The following is a 16,276-nucleotide window of genomic DNA, read 5'->3' as shown; positions in this document are numbered from 1 at the left end:
ACCCGCGCCGGGGTCGGCTCGTCGCGGACGGTGAGCCCGGCTACGGAGCCGGACGCCACCCCGGATCGCGGCCCGTCAGCCCCAGCACCCGCTCGAACCCGCTCGCGTCGTCGCCCACCGCGAACTCCTCGCCGTACACACCGTTCTGCCGAGCCATCGGCGCCATCCCCGCCACCACGGGCCCGAGTTCCGCGACGACCGTCGGATCCGGCACGAAGTCCTGACCGGTCGCCCGTGCCAGGTCCCACGCGTGGACGGTCAGATCGCCGAGGACCATGAAGCCGACCGTCCTCGCGGGAAGGCCGAAGTCTCCGGTGGTGCCGTCCTCCGCTCCCGGAGCCGCCCAGGCGTCGACCAGGGAGGCCGCCTCGCCGACGAACCGGTCGCGCCAGCCGTCCGGCTCGCCCTCGACATACCGAGGCCACTCGCCGAAATCGGCGGGCTGCTTCGCCGCGAGCGCCTGGAAGTTGATCAGGACCTGGAGAAGGTGGTCGACCAGGGCCCGTACGTCGTACTCCGCGCACGGCGTCGGATCGCCGAGCCGATCGTCCGCGATGCCGCGCACCACCGGTACGGCCCGTTCCGCCGCCGCGCCGAGCAGTTCACTCATGGGTGTCGTCATGGAGCGACCGTACTCACGGACATGCCTCGCGCCTTGAACAAACACGACAATCAGGTTGAGCGGACGCGACAGCCAAGCGGCGAGCGATGTCGGACCCGCGCCCTACAGTGCGTCCCATGGAGATCAGAGCATCGGCGGTACGTATCGAACCATGGTGCGAGGACGATCTGGACCTGCTGCGCGCCGCCAACGCACCGGAGCTGATGGGCCATCTCGGCGGTTCCGAGCCGGAGGAGAAGCTGATCGCCCGGCACCGGCGCTATGTGGCTCTGAGCGCGGACCGTACCGGCCGGGGACGGATGTACCGCGTCGTGGCCGCCGACACCGGGGAGGCTGTGGGCACGATCGGGTTCTGGGAGCAGTCCTGGCAGGGCCATGCGGTGTACGAGACGGGCTGGGCGGTGCTGCCGCGCTTCCAGGGCCGGGGCGTCGCCACGTCCGCGGCCCTCGCGGTGGCGGACGCGGCCCGCGCCGAGCGCAGGTACCGCTTCCTGCACGCGTTCCCCAAGCTGGAGAACGGGCCGTCGAACGCGGTGTGCAGAAAGGCGGGCTTCGAACTGATGGGCGCCTGCGACATCGAGTACCCGCCGGGAAATCCCATCACGTCGAACGACTGGCGGCTGGATCTGGAGGCGCTGCCGCCGAGACACCCGCAGTAGCGCCCCTCCGCTGCCGTGAGACGGGCATCCGCGCCGTGGCACCGGGGCCGTGATCTCGGCCTCGCCTCCCGCAAGGCCCTCTCGCGATTTATCTGCGTGACACAGATTCTGCGTGGAGCCTAATATCTCCTCCGGGAGCCGTCCGTACAACGAGATCCGCCGACCGTACGCCGATCGGAGCGCCGGCCACAGGCCCCCACCGCAGACGCCGACCACAAGCACCGACCCCAGGCACCCCACCGAGGCACCCACCGAGGCGCCGACCGCAGGCACCCATCGCAGACAGCAGGAGGACCAAGGCCCATGACCATCCTTGTCACCGGAGGCCGCGGCAGAGTCGGCTCCACCCTCGTCTCGCTCCTTCACCGGGCGGGATTCCCCGTCCGCGTGGCCTCCGCGGCCCGGGAGGAGCTGGACCTTCCCGCGGGCGTCGTAGCGGTGCGGTGCTCGCTCGCCGACCCCACGGCCTTCCCCGCCGCGCTCGACGCCGTCACCTCCGTGTTCCTCTACGCCGAGCCGTCCCATGTCGACGACTTCCTCACCGAGGCCGAGAAGGCGGGAGTCGCCCATATCGTGCTGCTCTCCTCCAGCTCCGTCATCGGCCCCGGAGCCGCGGACAACCCGGTCGCCGCGCCCCACCTCGCGGTCGAACGGGCGCTGACCGCCTCACCGATCGAGGCGAGTTTCCTGCGGCCCGGCGACTTCGCGTCCAACGCGCTCCAGTGGCGGTGGGCACTGCGCACGTCGGGGACCGTCCCGCTCCCCTACCCCGGCAGTTTCACCGAACCGATCCATGAAATGGACATCGCCGAAGCCGCGTTCGCGCTCCTCACCCAGGACCGGGGACGAGGCGGCGCTTACCACCTCACCGGTCCCGAGTCGCTCAGCTTCGCCGAGCAGATCGCGATCCTGGAGCACGCCGTCGGCGCCCCCGTCCCGTACGACACCGTGACGCCCGAGGCGTGGAAGGAGACCGTCACCGATTTCCTGCCGGGCGGTTTCGCGGACACGCTGCTCAACCACTGGGCCTCGAAGGACGGTTCGCCGACACCCGTCACTCGTGACGTCGAGGAGCTGACCGGCCGTCCGGCCCGTACGTTCGCCCAGTGGGCCGCCGAGAACGCGGATGCCTTCCAGGACGCCCGATGACATGCTGGACGGCGTGAACGGACCGGAAATCCACCTCAGCGTCGCCCCCGAACTGCGCCTTTTCGTCCCCTCGGACCGTCGCCAGGGCCCCACCGCCCTGGTCACCGACGGCTCGTCGTCGCTGGGCCATGTGATCGAGTCACTGGGAGTCCCGCTCACTGAGGCGGGCCGGCTGCTCGTCGACGGGCGGCCGGTGTCCGTCTCCCATGTCCCGAGCGCGGGCGAGACCGTCGAGGTGTACGCGGTCGAACGGCCCCAGCGGGTGCCGGGCGCGCCGCTGCGGTTTCTGCTCGACGTCCACCTCGGCACGCTGGCGCGGCGGCTGCGGCTGCTCGGGGTGGACGCGGCGTACGAGAGCGAGGACATCGGCGATCCCGCGCTCGCGACGCTCTCGGCGCGTGAGAAGCGAGTGCTGCTCTCACGGGACCGCGGGCTGCTGCGGCGGCGGGAGATCTGGGCGGGGGCGTATGTCTACAGCGACCGTCCCGACGACCAACTTCGGGACGTGCTGGGCCGGTTCGCGCCCGCGCTCGCGCCGTGGAGCCGCTGCACGGCGTGCAACGGGCGGCTGGCGGACGCCGACAAGGACACGGTTCAGGACCGGTTGCGGCAGGGGACGCAGCGGTCGTACGACGTGTTCGCCCAGTGCGAGGCGTGCGGGCGGGTGTACTGGCGGGGCGCGCATCACGCCCGGCTGGAGGCGATCGTCGAGAAGGCGCTGCGGGAGTTCGGCGGGGCGGCCGCGTAGCTGGGGCACGTAGCCGTGACGCGCGGCCGGCGCGTCCTCCGGGGCGAGGCCCGCGCCCGCTCCGTACACCGGGACCGTACGCGGAGGCCCTACGTGCCGGAGACTGCCGCAAAGCCCAGCACGCACCACACCCCGCCCCGCCCCGCCCCGTCCCGTCCCGTCCCGTCCGCGAACGGTCAGAGATCGCCGGCGCGCAGTCGTTCGATCTGCGCCGCGCTCAGCTCCACCAGCTGCCACAGATGGGCGACCAGCAGATCGCGATCCTCCGGTTCGTACGTCTCGAAGATCGCGTACCAGGCTCCGTCCAGCTTCCGCCACACCGCGCCGAACTCCGCCATCCGCTCCGGCACCGGGGCCACCAGCACCCGCCGCCGGTCCTCGGCGTCGCGCGTCCGTGTGACATAGCCCGCCTTCTCCAGCCGGTCGACGAGCCTCGTGGCGGAACCGGTCGTCAGACCGGTCATCTCGGCGATCCGCCCACTGGTCACGGGGCCGGGTTCGAGGCCGAGCAGATTGAAGCACTGGAGGTCGGTGGGGTGGAGCCGCAGATGATCGGCGAGCGCCTGGTTGAACAGCACGCACGCGGCCATGTGCCGGCGCGAGACCTCTGTCAGCTCGTCCATGCCCCGGTGCCGCCCGGCCGCCGTCTTCCGCGTCATGCGGGGGATTGTACGGACGGTTCCGCCAGCTCAGCGGCTGCTCAAACCACCGTGGACGGTGTCGGCGGCAGGGCACGGCACGTCTCCCAGAGGCCCTCATGGCACGCTGTGACCATGCTCGTCGCCCGTTCGGTCGCCCTCTTCGCCGTCGCCGCCCTCTTCGAGATCGGCGGTGCCTGGCTCGTCTGGCAGGGGGTGAGGGAGCACCGCGGCTGGATCTGGATCGGTGCGGGAGTCATCGCGCTCGGCGCGTACGGCCTGGTGGCCACGCTCCAGCCGGACGGCGAGTTCGGCCGTATCCTCGCCGCCTACGGCGGGGTGTTCGTCGCGGGCTCCATCGCCTGGGGCATGGTCGCGGACGGCTACCGCCCGGACCGGTGGGACGTTCTCGGCGCGCTGGTCTGCCTCGCGGGCATGGCACTGATCATGTACGCGCCCCGAGGCCGCTGAGCCCGCGCCACCAAGGTCCCGCCGACACCGGCACGGGCCCGGGCCCGCCTCGGGTCCCGGCGGCACCGGCGGCACCGGCGTATGGCCCGTCACGGCTGAAGAACGTGCGCGTGTCTATCCTGAACGGCGGATCAACGCGCGGGAACCCGCGGCCAACGGCAGGACCCCGCCGCGACCCGCAACCGGCAACCGGCAACCCGTGACTCACCGCCCGTCGCCCGTCGCCCGTACCAAGGAGAGGCACAGACACATGACCGCCGCCGGAACACCCGTCGCCGTCATCACCGGAGCCAGCAGCGGCATCGGCGCGGCCACGGCACGGGAACTCGCCGCCACCGGTCATCACGTCGTACTCACGGCCCGCCGAAAGGACCGTATCGAGGCGCTGGCCGCCGAACTCACGGCCGCGGGCCACCAGGCCACCGCGTACGCCCTCGACGTCACCGACCGCCAGGCGGTCGACGCCTTCGCCGACACCCTCGACCGCTGCGACGTCCTCGTCAACAACGCGGGCGGCGCCTTCGGCGCGGACCCGGTGGCCACGAGCGACCCCGCCGACTGGCGGCTGATGTTCGAAGTCAACGTCATGGGCACCCTCCACACCACGCAGGCGCTGCTCCCCGCCCTCACCGCGAGCGGAAACGGCACCGTCGTGATCCTCACCTCCACGGCGGGCCACGCCACGTACGAGGGCGGCGCGGGCTATGTCGCCGCCAAGCACGGCGAGCACGTCCTGGCCGAGACCCTCCGCCTGGAGATCGTCGGCACCCCGGTCCGGGTCATCGAGATCGCGCCCGGCATGGTGAAGACCGAGGAGTTCGCGACGACCCGTTTCCGTGGGGACGCGGACAAGGCGGCGAAGGTGTACGCGGGCGTTCCCGAGCCCCTCACCGCGCAGGACGTGGCGGAGACGATCGCCTGGTCGGTCACCCGTCCGCCGCACGTCAACATCGACCTCCTGCTGATCCGCCCCCGCGCCCAGGCATCCAACTCCAAGGTGCACCGGGAGCTTTGAGCCTCGCTGGATTCCCTGCGGCGGCGGGGGTGGCCGGGCCGACAGCACCTGGCGTATTCGATGCGCGGAGATCCGCCCGTACGGCTCGGACGCGTAGCCGCCCCTATGTCGCATCCGTACGCTGACAACCGAAAAATCCGTGTGCCCGCGCGGCCGGTGAGGAGCGGGCGGGCCTGGTGGAGTGGGGGCTGTGCATGGCAGGGAAGAAGCCTTGGTCGGCGGAGGACGACGCGACCCTTCAGGGGATCGCGGGCATCGGTGATGTGCTGGGCGGCGGCGGCCTGTTCAGCGCGCTGGCCGGAATGAACGCGGCGAGCAACGCCTCGAAGCGATCCGCGGCGAGGGCCGCCAAGCGGCGCAAGGCGACGGGAGTCGCGATCACGGCCGCCGTCGCCCTGGCCGCGCTCGCGGCGAAGAGCGGAAACCGCACGCGGTAGCCGGGTGCCCGCGGCGCGGGTGTCTCCGACACCGCTCGAAGACACCCACGCCGTGCGGCCGTGCGTGCGGACCGGTCCACCGCACCCGCCTGCCCCGAGGACGGCTCTACCCGCCGGGCGCGGGAGCCCGAGCGCCCGGTGAATCCCGAAGTTCTCCACGACGGCTCTGGGCAAGGCCCCCGGACACCCCCGATGATCGCCACGAGGACGCACGCGGCGCAGCGTCGCGTTCCGCTACGGGGATGGAGTCACGACATGGCCCACTGGATCATCACCGCGCAGACCGTCAGTTCAGGTTCCGAGAAGTTCTCGTTCCAGACGGTGCGATGGCTGGAGGGCACCCGGGAGGAGGCCGAGGCCGCGCTCCGCCAGGTGGCGGGCACGTTCCTCCCCGACAACAGCCTCACGCTGGTGAAGCGCCGTCTGGTCTACCGCTACACCGACGGCCACGCGTACTACGTCCGGATCACCACCAGGACGACGACGCACAAGTACCTGTTCCGGGCAGCCGAATTGGTCCACGACACCGACTGGCCGGACTCCGCCCGCCCCCCGTCCCCTCTCGGCGGGCAACCGGGCCCCAGCCCCTTCCCCGAACCGAACGACCGCATCCCGCCCGGCTACGAGTGACCGGGCCCGAACACCATGACGGCCCCGTCCGGTGTTCGCAACCGGAGGGGCCGTACTGCCGAGCGTGGCCGGCCGATCAGCAGCGGCCAGCCGGACGGGGCCGGACGATCGGCGTCGGTCAGCCCTTCACACAGACGAGCTGCCTGAGCTTCGCGACGACCTCCACCAGGTCCCGCTGCTGGTCGATCACCTTCTCGATCGGCTTGTACGCCGCGGGGATCTCGTCCACGACCCCGGAGTCCTTCCGGCACTCCACACCGCGCGTCTGCTCCTCCAGGTCCCGCGTCGAGAACCGCTTCTTCGCCTGGTTACGGCTCATCCTGCGGCCGGCGCCGTGCGAGGCCGAGTTGAAGGACTTCTCGTTGCCGAGGCCCCTCACGATGTACGAGCCGGTGCCCATCGAGCCCGGAATGATCCCGTAGTCGCCGCTGCCCGCGCGGATCGCGCCCTTGCGGGTGACGAGCAGGTCCATGCCGTCGTACCGCTCCTCCGCCACGTAGTTGTGGTGGCAGGAGATGACAGGGTCGAAGGCGACCTTCGCCTTGCGGAACTCCCTGCGGACGACCTCCTGGAAGAGACCCATCATGATCGCGCGGTTGTACTTCGCGTACTCCTGCGCCCAGAACAGGTCATTCCGGTACGCCGACATCTGCGGGGTGTCCGCGATGAAGACGGCGAGATCGCGGTCGATCAGGTCCTGGTTGTGGGGCAGCTTCCGGGCCTCGCCGATGTGGTGTTCCGCCAGCTCGTTGCCGATGTTGCGCGATCCGGAGTGCAGCATCAGCCAGACCGCGCCCGACTCGTCGAGGCAGAACTCGACGAAGTGGTTTCCGGCCCCCAGGGTGCCCATCTGCTTGATCGCGCGCTCCCGGCGGAACTTGACCTCGTCCGCCAGCCCGTCGAACCGGCCCCAGAGGTCGTCCCATCCCCCGGCGGCCACCTCCGAGAAGCCGAACACCCGGCTCGGATCAACCGGTTCGCCGTGCATGGCACGGCCCACCGGGATCGCCTCCTCGATCCGGGAACGCAGCCGGGAGAGGTCGGCGGGCAGATCGTTCGCCGTGAGGGAGGTCTTCACGGCCGACATGCCACAGCCGATGTCGACGCCGACCGCGGCCGGGCAGACCGCGCCCTGCATCGCGATCACCGAGCCGACCGTCGCGCCCTTGCCGAAGTGCACGTCCGGCATCACCGCCAGACCCTTGATCCACGGCAGCGTGGCGACGTTCCGAAGCTGCTGCATGGCGATGTCCTCGACCGACGCGGGGTCGGTCCACATGCGGATGGGAACCTCGGCTCCCGGTACCTCTACGTACGACATAGCTCCTCGATTCCCCCGGAATGCCCACAAGATCAGTGAAGCGCAATACTTGCGCCAATGCCCGCGAAAGACCCGGCGGAACGGCGTTCACCGCAGTGCGTGCGATAGACATTGTGTCCATCGGCCGTCATCTCGCGGCAACAGCTTTTCCGCCCGACGCCCGATGTTCGACGCCCGCCACTCGACCGATAGGAGCCCGGGACCGTGCAACGAAAGGCGTATGCCTCCGGCCTCACGGCAGCGCTCCTCGCGGCGCTCGTCACCGGCTGCACCGCCGACGGCACCGACGGCTCCGCCGCCGCCCCGGACGCCAAGGCACGCCAGGGCGCCACGCCCGCCGCCCAGCCCGGCAAGTACCGCACCCTGCTCGAACCCTGCGGCTCGATCGGCCGCTCCACGCTCAAGGACCTGCTGCCGGGTACGGCCGAACTCGCCGACGAACAGCAGAGGAAGATCTTCCGCGGCGCTCCCACCAGCACCTATGACACCGACCGTCGCGTCGGCTGCGGCTGGATGTCCGATGGCGCGGACGCCTCTCATACCCTCAGTCTCGACTTCGAGCGGGTCGTCTCGTACGACTCGGCGGTGAGCGACGACGACCGGGCCGAGGAGGTCTTCGCCAAGAAGCAGGTCGCCGCCGGGGTGGCGACGCTCCCCCCGTCGCAGTCCGGGGCCGCGTCACATCCGGCGACCGATGACGCGGACTCGTCCGACGCTCCGGACTCCTCCGACGCTCCGGACTCCTCGGGCACGCCGGACGCCGCCGGGGACACCGGGACCGCCGGGAACACCGGGACCACCGGAAACGAGGGGTCGGCGGGGAACCCTACCGGCACCCCCGACGGCCTCGAACCCCGTGTCATCGACAAGCTCGGCGACGCCGGCTTCCTCGATGACGTCCTCACCGCCGCGGGCCCCGGATCCGTCGCTCAGCGCCGGACGATCAGCGTGGTGTTCCGCACATCGAACGTCATCGTGACGATCGTCTACGCGGAGCAGTCCACACAGCCGACCGACGTCCCGGACAGCAAGGAATTGCAGGAGAAAGCCCAGGGTGTGGCCCGGAGCCTGGTCGATAAATTCAGCGAATGACGGCCCGTGGGAACCGTCCGCGCACGGCCGTACGTATCCCGGGACACACCCGCCTCCGGACCGTCTGCGCGTACGGTGGCCTCGCCGACCGGAGAAAACCGGCGCGCCGACACAACGGAGGACGCCGGAGTCCGGAGAGCCGGAGAGGCCGCACGGCGGAGAGCGACCGTAGGGCCGGAGAGAGGCCGTACGACAACCGACTGAAGGAACCATGCACCGATCAGCCACGCGACTCACCCGAATACTCGCCTGCGCCGCCGTCCCGGTGATGCTCGTCGTCGCCGGCTGCTCGTCGGACTCCGGCGACGGCGGCGACAAGAAGGCCAAGGACTCGTCCCCGTCCGCCGACTCCGGCGGGACCACGGCGGGCTCGGGCTCGGGCACCCAGCCGGCGAAGCCCACCGCACCCGCGCCCGTGAAGTACGCCAAGCTGCCCGACGCCTGCAAGTCGGTCTCCGCGAAGACGGTCGAGGCGCTGCTGCCGGAGGCCAAGCCCAAGGGCGGCACCGCCGGGCGCTCGTCGGACCTCCTGGCCCGCGGGAGCTGCTCCTGGAACAGCCTGGACGACCAGGGCGTGAAGGGCTCGCAGTACCGCTGGCTGGACGTCTCCTTCCTGCGGTACGAGTCGGAGCCCGCCCTCGACATCACCGGCACGAAGCGCGCGCAGGACACCTACGCCAAGGAAGTCGCCAAGGCCCAGGCCACCTCCGGGGCCAAGGACGTGAAGTCCTCCCCCGCCGCAGGTGTCGGCGAGGAGGCGACGGCCGTCGTCTACAAACTCCGTAAAACCGACGCGGACTTCTCCTACACCACGATCGTCACGCGCACGGACAATGTGGTCATCATGCTGACCTACAACGGCACGGGTTACGCGGGCGCCAAGCCTCCGGTCGCGACCAAGATGACCAAGGACGCCGTCAAGGCCGCCAAGGAAGCCGTGACATCGGTGACCGCCGCCAACACGTGACGCCGACAGCGAGGCACTCGAACACCGGCAAGTGAGTTCAGGCCACGCCCTCTTCGCGGAGTCCGCCGTCCATCAAGGGGCGCGGGCTCCGCTGTCATGTGCCAGGCTGTCCCCCTGGCCGAAAGGGAACACGCGTTTCGAACACGTGTTTAGGGCACGGGGACTTTCGCACACGGGAAGGGGATCGCGGGTGGCCGCGATGCAGCTGACGCGCACGCACCGCATACTCATCGGAGTCGTGGTGGCCGGTGCGGTGATCATCGCCGGCATCGGCTTCGCCGGCTCGTACGCGGCGGTGCGCGATCTCGCCGAACGCAAGGGATTCGGGAGCTTCGCCGTCGTCTTCCCGATCGGCATCGACGCGGGCATCTGCGTACTGCTCGCGCTCGACCTGCTGCTGACCTGGCTGCGCATCCCGTTTCCGATGCTGCGCCAGACCGCCTGGCTGCTGACGATCGCCACGATCGCGTTCAACGGCGCGGCCTCCTGGCCCGATCCGCTGGGTGTGGGCATGCACGCCGTCATCCCGGTGCTGTTCGTCGTCTCGGTGGAGGCCGCACGGCACGCGATCGGCCGGATCGCGGACATCACGGCCGACAAGCACATGGAGGGCGTACGGCTCACCCGCTGGCTGCTCTCCCCCATCCCGACGTTCAAACTGTGGCGGCGGATGAAGCTGTGGGAGCTGCGCAGTTATGAGCAGGTCATCAAGCTGGAACAGGAGCGGCTGATCTATCAGGCCAGGCTCCAGGCCCGGTTCGGGCGGGCGTGGCGCCGTAAGGCCCCGGTGGAGTCGCTCATGCCGCTGCGGCTCGCGAAGTACGGGGTTCCGCTCACCGAGACGGCTCCGGCCGGTCTCGCCGCGGCGGGCGTGGACCCGGTGCTGCTGCCGCCCCCGCCCCCGTCCCAGCCGGAGCTGGAGCTGGAGAAGTCGCAGAACCCCCGGGCGACGATTCCCGCACAGCTTCCGCGCGCGGCGGCCGCGGAACAGCCGGAACAGCCTCCGCGGCAGTCGCGGCGACCGGGTCAGGGGCACGAACGGTCACCGCAGCCGCAGCCGCAGCCGCACCCGGAGCAGTACGAGCAGCCGCAACCCCCCAAGCAGTACGAGCAGTACGCCCAGCAGGAGCCCTACGACCAGAACGGGCCGTACGAGCAGTTCGAGCAGTACGAGCGGCAGCGCTACGAGGAGTACCAGCGGTATCAGGAGTACCAGCGGTACGCCGGGCAGAACGGCGAGGCGAACCCGTGGTTCGCCTACCACCAGACGCCGGACGGGTACGAGGGCTCCTACGACCCCGCCTACAGCGAGGTCCCCGAGCCGGAGCCCGAGCCCATCCGCATCCCCGCGGGTCCGGGCGGCCGGACCCGTATCCTCGGCGACCCGGACCTGCGCGAGACCGACCTGCGCGAGACGGACCTGCGCGAGACGCCCGGTCCCGAGGCCGCCGCGCCGGGGCACCCCGTGAAGCACGCCGAGCAGGTCGAGCACGCCGAACGCGGTGAACACACCGAGTCGACCGAGCCGGCCGGGCACACCGACCTTCCGGAGCCCGTGCGGCCCGCGGAGGAGGAGCAGACCGAGAAGGCCAGGGCGGAACAGCTCGCCGAGGTCGAGGACTTGGAGTTCTACGAGGCGGCCTATCCGGTCTTCGTCACCTACTCGAACGACCACGGCGACTACCCGAAGGTCGAGCAGCTCGACATACACCTCTCGGACGTGCACGGCATCACGCACCCGCGCAGCGCGGCGCTTCTCCGGCAGGCGATGCCCCGCTTCAAGAAGCGGTTCCAGGAAGAGCTGGAGTCCGAGCACATCGCATAGCCCCCGGCCGCACCCGCACCCGTAGCCTCGGCCGACACCGTAGCCTCGGCCGATTCCGCCGGGCCCCTCGCGCCGCCGCCCACCGCCACCCATCGCCGGGGGGCCACGCACGCCCGGCCGCAGAGGGCCACCCGCTCCGGCCGTCAGACCTTGCCCCGCTTGTGCGCGGCCTCTCCGGCGAGCGCGACGACGAGACCGACGGCGAGGATGACGACGTATCCGGCCGTGGACAGGTCCCACCACTTGTGGAGCAGCCCCCAGGGACCGTCCCCGAACATCAGGCCGCCGGCCCCCAGGCCACCCTGTACGGCGGCGACCCACCCGATGATGGCGAGCAGTTGGTTCTTCATGCCTCCACGGTCCCGCGTGCCGGGGCCCGTATCGTCATGCGCACGTCGGAACCCGCCGTCAGCCGAACGATGCAGTCCCGCGATGCGGTCCCGCCCCGCCCACGCGCGAACCGCACGGCTCCGGCCTCGGCCCGGAAAGGTCCAGGGCCGAGGCCGGAGCCGTGCGGGGACGGCGGGCGCTACGCGCCCAGCAGCTTGCGCACCCGGTCGGCCCCCACGGCCAGCAGCAGCGTGGGCAGCCGGGGCCCGGTCTCACGGGTGACCAGCAGACGGTAGAGGACGGCGAAGAACGACCGCTGCGCCGCCTTCAGCTCGGGCGTCGGCTTGGCGTCCGGCTCCAGGCCCGCCATCACCTTCGGCACGCCGTAGACGAGGGTCGTCAGCCCCTCCAGCGACCAGTGCGAGTCCAGCCCCTCCAGCAGCAGCCTCAGCGACTCGCGGCCTTCGTCGTCGAGCGAGGACAGCAGCTCGGTGTCAGGCTCGGCGCGTACGACCGTGCGCTGGTCGGCCGGGACCTGGCTGGTGATCCAGTTCTCGGCGCGGTCGAGCCGGGGCCGTACCTCGTCCAGCGAGGTCACCGGATTCGCCGGGTCCAGCTCGCTCAGGATGCGGATGGTCTGCTCGTCGTGACCGCCGGTGATGTCCGCGACGGACGCCAGCGTCCGGTACGGCATCGGCCTCGGCGTGCTCGGCAGCTCACCGCCCGCCGTACGCACCGCACGCGAGTACGCCGCCGCGTCCGCCGGCAGTACGGACCCGTCCGCGACCTTGGCCGCGAGCTTGTCCCACTCGTCGTAGAGCCGCTGGATCTCCTGGTCGAAGGCGATCTTGAAGGACTGGTTGGGCCTGCGGCGGGCGTACAGCCAGCGCAGCAGCGGCGCCTCCATGATCTCCAGCGCGTCGGCGGGGGTGGGCACGCCGCCCTTCGAGGACGACATCTTGGCCATGCCGCTGATGCCGACGAAGGCGTACATCGGGCCGATCGGCCGCTCGCCGCCGAAGATCGGGCAGATGTACTCGCCGACCTGGAACGACGAGCCGGGCGAGGAGTGGTCGACGCCGGAGGGCTCGAAGACGACGCCCTCGTACGCCCACCGCATCGGCCAGTCGACCTTCCACACCAGCTTTCCGCGGTTGAACTCGCTCAGCCGGACGGTCTCGGAGAACCCGCAGGCGGAGCAGGTGTAGGTCAGCTCGGTGGTGTCGTCGTCGTAGGCCGTGACCGTGGTGAGGTCCTTGTCGCAGCCACCGCAGTAGGGCTTGTACGGGAAGTACCCGGCCGACCCCGTGCCGTCGTCCTCACCGGCCGCGCCGGAGCCCTCGGCCGCCTCGACCTCGGCCTGGTCGAGCGGCTTCTGGGACTTCTTGGCCGGAGCCTTCTTCGTACGGAACCGGCCGAGGATCGCGTCGATGTCCGCGCGGTGCCTCATCGCGTGCAGGATCTGCTCGCGGTAGACGCCCGAGGTGTACTTCTCGGTCTGGCTGATGCCCTCGTACTCGACGCCCAGCTCGGCCAGCGAGTCGATCAGCACGGCCTTGAAGTGCTCGGCCCAGTTCGGATGGGCGGATCCCTTGGGCGCGGGCACCGACGTCAGGGGCCGGCCGATGTACTCCGACCACGACTCGTCCACCCCTTCGACGCCCAGGGGGACCTTCCGGTACCGGTCGAAGTCGTCCCAGGAGATCAGATGCCGGACCTCGTAGCCGCGCCGCCGGATCTCGTCGGCGACCAGGTGCGGGGTCATCACCTCACGGAGATTGCCCAGGTGGATGGGGCCCGAGGGGGAGATCCCGGACGCGACGACGACACGTTTGCCCGGCGCACGCCGTTCCGACTCCGCAATGACCTCGTCCGCGAAACGGGAGACCCAGTCGGTCTCGGTGCTGCTCTGAGCCACGGTCGGCACGTCCTTCTTCCTGTGTTTCTGGTTTCCGGTTCTCTGGATTCCGGTTTCTCCGGCCGGCCGGTTTCTCTGGCCGGCCGGCTTCCGGCTGCTGTCTCCGGCTTTCCGGCTTTCCGGCTTTCCGGCCTGCTGGAAACCCGGCCTTCGGACACACCCGGATCACACCATTCTCCATGACGCGCGGTGTGGGCCGCATGGCGATTCCCGCTCGCCGTGGCGCCCTGCCCGTCAGGGCGCGGCGTGCCCGGCGCGAGCGGTGCGGATCCCGTACGGCCGAGGAGCCCGGTGGCCCCGGCGGCCCCGGTGGCCCCGCTGCCGGCAGTGCGGGCGGCAGTGCGGGCGGTGCGGGCACTACAGCCGGGCCATCGCCGCAGCCGCGGGAAGGCTGAACGGCTGAACGGCCGACAGCGCCCGAGGGGGGCGAAAAGAACTTGCTCCACCGTGGGACACTTGACAATCGACTACTAGACCCCGACCCGACTGGAACGGAAGCTCATGGCCTCGGTCCCCTCCCTCGCTTCGAATGTGCGGCAGCGCCTCGCGGAGGCCCTCTCGGCAGCCCTGCCGGAGGCCGGTTCCGCCGACCCCCTGCTGCGACGTAGCGACCGGGCCGACTTCCAGGCCAACGGCGTCCTGGCACTGGCCAAGCAGCTCAAGGGCAACCCGCGCGAGCTCGCGGCGAAGATCGTCGAGGCGATCCCGTCCAACGACGTCCTCAAGGAGATCGAGGTCTCGGGCCCCGGCTTCCTGAACATCACGGTCACCGCCGAGGCGATCGTGAGGACGCTGGCCGCCCGCGCCGCCGACGACCGCCTCGGCGTCCCGTACGCCGAGGACGCGGGCACGACGGTCATCGACTACGCCCAGCCGAACGTGGCCAAGGAGATGCACGTCGGCCACCTCCGCTCGGCCGTGATCGGGGCCGCGATGGTCGAGATCCTGGAGTTCTCCGGCGAGAAGGTGATCCGCCGCCACCACATCGGCGACTGGGGCACCCAGTTCGGCATGCTCATCCAGTATCTGGTCGAGCACCCGCACGAGTTGGACCACAAGGCGGGCGTGAAGGTCTCCGGCGAGGAGGCCATGTCCACGCTGGGCCGCCTCTACAAGGCGTCGCGCGCGCTCTTCGAGTCCGACGAGGGCTTCAAGAACCGGTCCCGTGACCGGGTGGTCGCGCTCCAGGCGGGCGATCCGGAGACCCTCGCGCGCTGGCAGCAGTTCGTGGACGAGTCGAAGATCTACTTCTACTCGGTCTTCGGCAAGCTGGACATGGAGATCAACGACCCGGACGTGGTCGGCGAGTCCGGCTACAACGACATGCTCGACGAGACCTGCCGTCTGCTGGAGGAATCCGGGGTCGCGGTCCGCTCCGAGGGCGCGCTCTGCGTCTTCTTCGACGACGTCAGGGGCCAGGACGGCGAGCCGACCCCCCTGATCGTGCGGAAGTCGAACGGCGGCTACGGCTACGCGGCCACCGATCTGTCGGCGATCCGGGACCGGGTCCAGAACCTGGGCGCGGACACCCTGATCTATGTGGTGGACGCCCGGCAGTCGCTCCACTTCAAGATGGTCTTCGAGACCGCTCGCCGGGCCGGCTGGCTGAGCGACAAGGTCAAGGCGGTCCAGCTCGCGTTCGGCACGGTCCTCGGCAAGGACGGCAAGCCGTTCAAGACCCGTGAGGGCGAGACCGTACGGCTGGTGGACCTGCTGGAGGAGGCCGTCGACCGCGCGACCGCCGTCGTACGGGAGAAAGCCGAGAAGGCCCCCAAGCCGGGCCTGAGCGAAGAGGAGATCGTCGAGAACGGGCGGTACATCGGCATCGGCGCGATCAAGTACGCCGACCTGTCGACGTCCGCCGCGCGCGACTACAAGTTCGACCTGGATCAGATGGTGTCGCTGAACGGCGACACGTCCGTCTACCTCCAGTACGCGTACGTCCGCATCCAGTCGATCATCCGCAACGCGGGCGAGTCCAGGCCGGTCGCGCACCCGGAGCTGGAGCTGGTTCCGGCCGAGCGGGCGCTGGGGCTGCATCTCGACCGGTTCGGCGAGACGATCGCCGAGGCGGCCGCGTCGTACGAACCGCACAAGCTCGCCGCGTACCTCTACCAGCTCGCCACGCACCTCACCACGTTCTACGACAAGTGCCATGTGCTGAGCGCGGACAACCCCCCCGAGGTCGTCGAGAACCGGCTCTTCCTCGTCGACCTGACGGCGCGGACGCTCAAGCGCGGGATGGCGCTGCTGGGCATCCGCACCCCCGAGCGCCTGTAGCGGGTGGGGCGGCTCCCTCCGGCCCGACCGGAGGGAGCCGTTCCATGTCAGGGGCGCGCGTCGGACGGCCGGTATCTGGCAGTCCGTATCAGACGGTCCGTATCAGACAGCGCGTATCAGGCGGCGCGTATCGGGCGGTCCGCCAGGCTGTGCGCGCGCGATCAGGCAGTCCGT

Annotated in this window: 16 protein-coding genes; 11 read left to right on the top strand and 5 right to left on the bottom strand. The window is 70.4% G+C overall.

Annotated elements, in window-relative coordinates; all coding sequences use genetic code 11:
• Nucleotides 1–40: 40 nt before the first annotated feature.
• The gene (locus tag ACWEFL_RS28795) at nt 41–622 is read right to left on the bottom strand and encodes a TIGR03086 family metal-binding protein (protein ID WP_451717840.1); all 582 of its coding nucleotides are present in this window, start codon (nt 620–622) and stop codon (nt 41–43) included.
• A gap of 116 nt (nt 623–738) precedes the next feature.
• Between ACWEFL_RS28795 and ACWEFL_RS28790 the strand changes: the two genes are divergently transcribed.
• The 3 genes from ACWEFL_RS28790 (at nt 739) to ACWEFL_RS28780 (ending at nt 3,178) form a co-directional block, all read left to right on the top strand.
• A complete protein-coding gene (locus tag ACWEFL_RS28790; protein ID WP_451717837.1) occupies nt 739–1,281 on the top strand; it encodes a GNAT family N-acetyltransferase in 543 nt (180 codons plus the stop codon).
• 303 nt (nt 1,282–1,584) lie between these two features.
• Nucleotides 1,585–2,430: an NmrA family NAD(P)-binding protein gene (locus tag ACWEFL_RS28785; protein ID WP_451717834.1), complete on the top strand. Its 846-nt coding sequence runs from the start codon at nt 1,585–1,587 to the stop codon at nt 2,428–2,430.
• Between the two features lie 13 nt (nt 2,431–2,443).
• On the top strand, nt 2,444–3,178 hold the full coding sequence (locus ACWEFL_RS28780; RefSeq protein WP_451717827.1) for a Mut7-C RNAse domain-containing protein: 735 nt from the start codon (nt 2,444–2,446) through the stop codon (nt 3,176–3,178).
• A 176-nt stretch (nt 3,179–3,354) separates the two neighbouring features.
• On the opposite strand, the gene ACWEFL_RS28775 is transcribed toward ACWEFL_RS28780, so the two are convergent.
• The gene (locus ACWEFL_RS28775; protein ID WP_451717824.1) at nt 3,355–3,837 is read right to left on the bottom strand and encodes a MarR family winged helix-turn-helix transcriptional regulator; all 483 of its coding nucleotides are present in this window, start codon (nt 3,835–3,837) and stop codon (nt 3,355–3,357) included.
• 114 nt (nt 3,838–3,951) lie between these two features.
• Here ACWEFL_RS28775 and ACWEFL_RS28770 point away from each other — a divergent pair, with 114 nt between their 5' ends.
• The 4 genes from ACWEFL_RS28770 to ACWEFL_RS28755 all read left to right on the top strand — a co-directional run bounded on the left by ACWEFL_RS28770 (nt 3,952) and on the right by ACWEFL_RS28755 (nt 6,369).
• Nucleotides 3,952–4,287, top strand: a complete 336-nt coding sequence (locus ACWEFL_RS28770; RefSeq protein WP_451717821.1) for a YnfA family protein — start codon at nt 3,952–3,954, stop codon at nt 4,285–4,287.
• A 250-nt stretch (nt 4,288–4,537) separates the two neighbouring features.
• A complete protein-coding gene (locus ACWEFL_RS28765; RefSeq protein ID WP_451717818.1) occupies nt 4,538–5,302 on the top strand; it encodes an SDR family oxidoreductase in 765 nt (254 codons plus the stop codon).
• A gap of 194 nt (nt 5,303–5,496) precedes the next feature.
• Nucleotides 5,497–5,739 (top strand): hypothetical protein, encoded by a 243-nt coding sequence (locus tag ACWEFL_RS28760; RefSeq protein ID WP_451717816.1) that lies wholly within the window; start codon nt 5,497–5,499, stop codon nt 5,737–5,739.
• A gap of 255 nt (nt 5,740–5,994) precedes the next feature.
• Nucleotides 5,995–6,369 (top strand): hypothetical protein, encoded by a 375-nt coding sequence (locus ACWEFL_RS28755; RefSeq protein WP_451717813.1) that lies wholly within the window; start codon nt 5,995–5,997, stop codon nt 6,367–6,369.
• Nucleotides 6,370–6,487: 118 nt separating this feature from the next.
• Here the strand turns inward: ACWEFL_RS28755 and ACWEFL_RS28750 are convergent, their stop codons facing one another.
• Complete coding sequence (locus ACWEFL_RS28750; protein WP_451717810.1) at nt 6,488–7,690, bottom strand: RtcB family protein; 1,203 nt, start codon at nt 7,688–7,690, stop codon at nt 6,488–6,490.
• A 204-nt stretch (nt 7,691–7,894) separates the two neighbouring features.
• Here ACWEFL_RS28750 and ACWEFL_RS28745 point away from each other — a divergent pair, with 204 nt between their 5' ends.
• From ACWEFL_RS28745 to ACWEFL_RS28735, 3 genes are all read left to right on the top strand, one after another.
• A complete protein-coding gene (locus ACWEFL_RS28745) occupies nt 7,895–8,782 on the top strand; it encodes a DUF3558 domain-containing protein (protein ID WP_451717807.1) in 888 nt (295 codons plus the stop codon).
• A 211-nt stretch (nt 8,783–8,993) separates the two neighbouring features.
• A complete protein-coding gene (locus ACWEFL_RS28740; protein ID WP_451717805.1) occupies nt 8,994–9,749 on the top strand; it encodes a DUF3558 domain-containing protein in 756 nt (251 codons plus the stop codon).
• Nucleotides 9,750–9,939: 190 nt separating this feature from the next.
• Nucleotides 9,940–11,574, top strand: a complete 1,635-nt coding sequence (locus ACWEFL_RS28735; RefSeq protein WP_451717802.1) for a DUF2637 domain-containing protein — start codon at nt 9,940–9,942, stop codon at nt 11,572–11,574.
• A 143-nt stretch (nt 11,575–11,717) separates the two neighbouring features.
• On the opposite strand, the gene ACWEFL_RS28730 is transcribed toward ACWEFL_RS28735, so the two are convergent.
• A complete protein-coding gene (locus ACWEFL_RS28730; RefSeq protein WP_451717799.1) occupies nt 11,718–11,924 on the bottom strand; it encodes a hypothetical protein in 207 nt (68 codons plus the stop codon).
• A 179-nt stretch (nt 11,925–12,103) separates the two neighbouring features.
• Nucleotides 12,104–13,831 (bottom strand): lysine--tRNA ligase, encoded by a 1,728-nt coding sequence (lysS, locus tag ACWEFL_RS28725; protein WP_451717796.1) that lies wholly within the window; start codon nt 13,829–13,831, stop codon nt 12,104–12,106.
• Between the two features lie 492 nt (nt 13,832–14,323).
• Here lysS and argS point away from each other — a divergent pair, with 492 nt between their 5' ends.
• On the top strand, nt 14,324–16,102 hold the full coding sequence (argS, locus tag ACWEFL_RS28720) for an arginine--tRNA ligase (RefSeq protein WP_451717794.1): 1,779 nt from the start codon (nt 14,324–14,326) through the stop codon (nt 16,100–16,102).
• Nucleotides 16,103–16,276 lie beyond the last annotated feature (174 nt).

It is taken from the genome of Streptomyces sp. NPDC004838 (assembly GCF_053600955.1).
The sequence above is the reverse complement of the archived record's forward strand: the minus strand, read 5'-3'. Positions and strand labels throughout refer to the sequence as shown.

What these genes read in the sequence shown, in the direction of transcription:
- ACWEFL_RS28795 (WP_451717840.1), bottom strand. Translation starts at nt 622, where the DNA reads ATGACGACACCCATGAGTGAACTGCTCGGCGCGGCGGCGGAACGGGCC.
- ACWEFL_RS28790 (WP_451717837.1), top strand. Translation starts at nt 739, where the DNA reads ATGGAGATCAGAGCATCGGCGGTACGTATCGAACCATGGTGCGAGGAC.
- ACWEFL_RS28785 (WP_451717834.1), top strand. Translation starts at nt 1,585, where the DNA reads ATGACCATCCTTGTCACCGGAGGCCGCGGCAGAGTCGGCTCCACCCTC.
- ACWEFL_RS28775 (WP_451717824.1), bottom strand. Translation starts at nt 3,837, where the DNA reads ATGACGCGGAAGACGGCGGCCGGGCGGCACCGGGGCATGGACGAGCTG.
- ACWEFL_RS28770 (WP_451717821.1), top strand. Translation starts at nt 3,952, where the DNA reads ATGCTCGTCGCCCGTTCGGTCGCCCTCTTCGCCGTCGCCGCCCTCTTC.
- ACWEFL_RS28765 (WP_451717818.1), top strand. Translation starts at nt 4,538, where the DNA reads ATGACCGCCGCCGGAACACCCGTCGCCGTCATCACCGGAGCCAGCAGC.
- ACWEFL_RS28760 (WP_451717816.1), top strand. Translation starts at nt 5,497, where the DNA reads ATGGCAGGGAAGAAGCCTTGGTCGGCGGAGGACGACGCGACCCTTCAG.
- ACWEFL_RS28755 (WP_451717813.1), top strand. Translation starts at nt 5,995, where the DNA reads ATGGCCCACTGGATCATCACCGCGCAGACCGTCAGTTCAGGTTCCGAG.
- ACWEFL_RS28750 (WP_451717810.1), bottom strand. Translation starts at nt 7,690, where the DNA reads ATGTCGTACGTAGAGGTACCGGGAGCCGAGGTTCCCATCCGCATGTGG.
- ACWEFL_RS28740 (WP_451717805.1), top strand. Translation starts at nt 8,994, where the DNA reads ATGCACCGATCAGCCACGCGACTCACCCGAATACTCGCCTGCGCCGCC.
- ACWEFL_RS28730 (WP_451717799.1), bottom strand. Translation starts at nt 11,924, where the DNA reads ATGAAGAACCAACTGCTCGCCATCATCGGGTGGGTCGCCGCCGTACAG.
- argS (WP_451717794.1), top strand. Translation starts at nt 14,324, where the DNA reads ATGGCCTCGGTCCCCTCCCTCGCTTCGAATGTGCGGCAGCGCCTCGCG.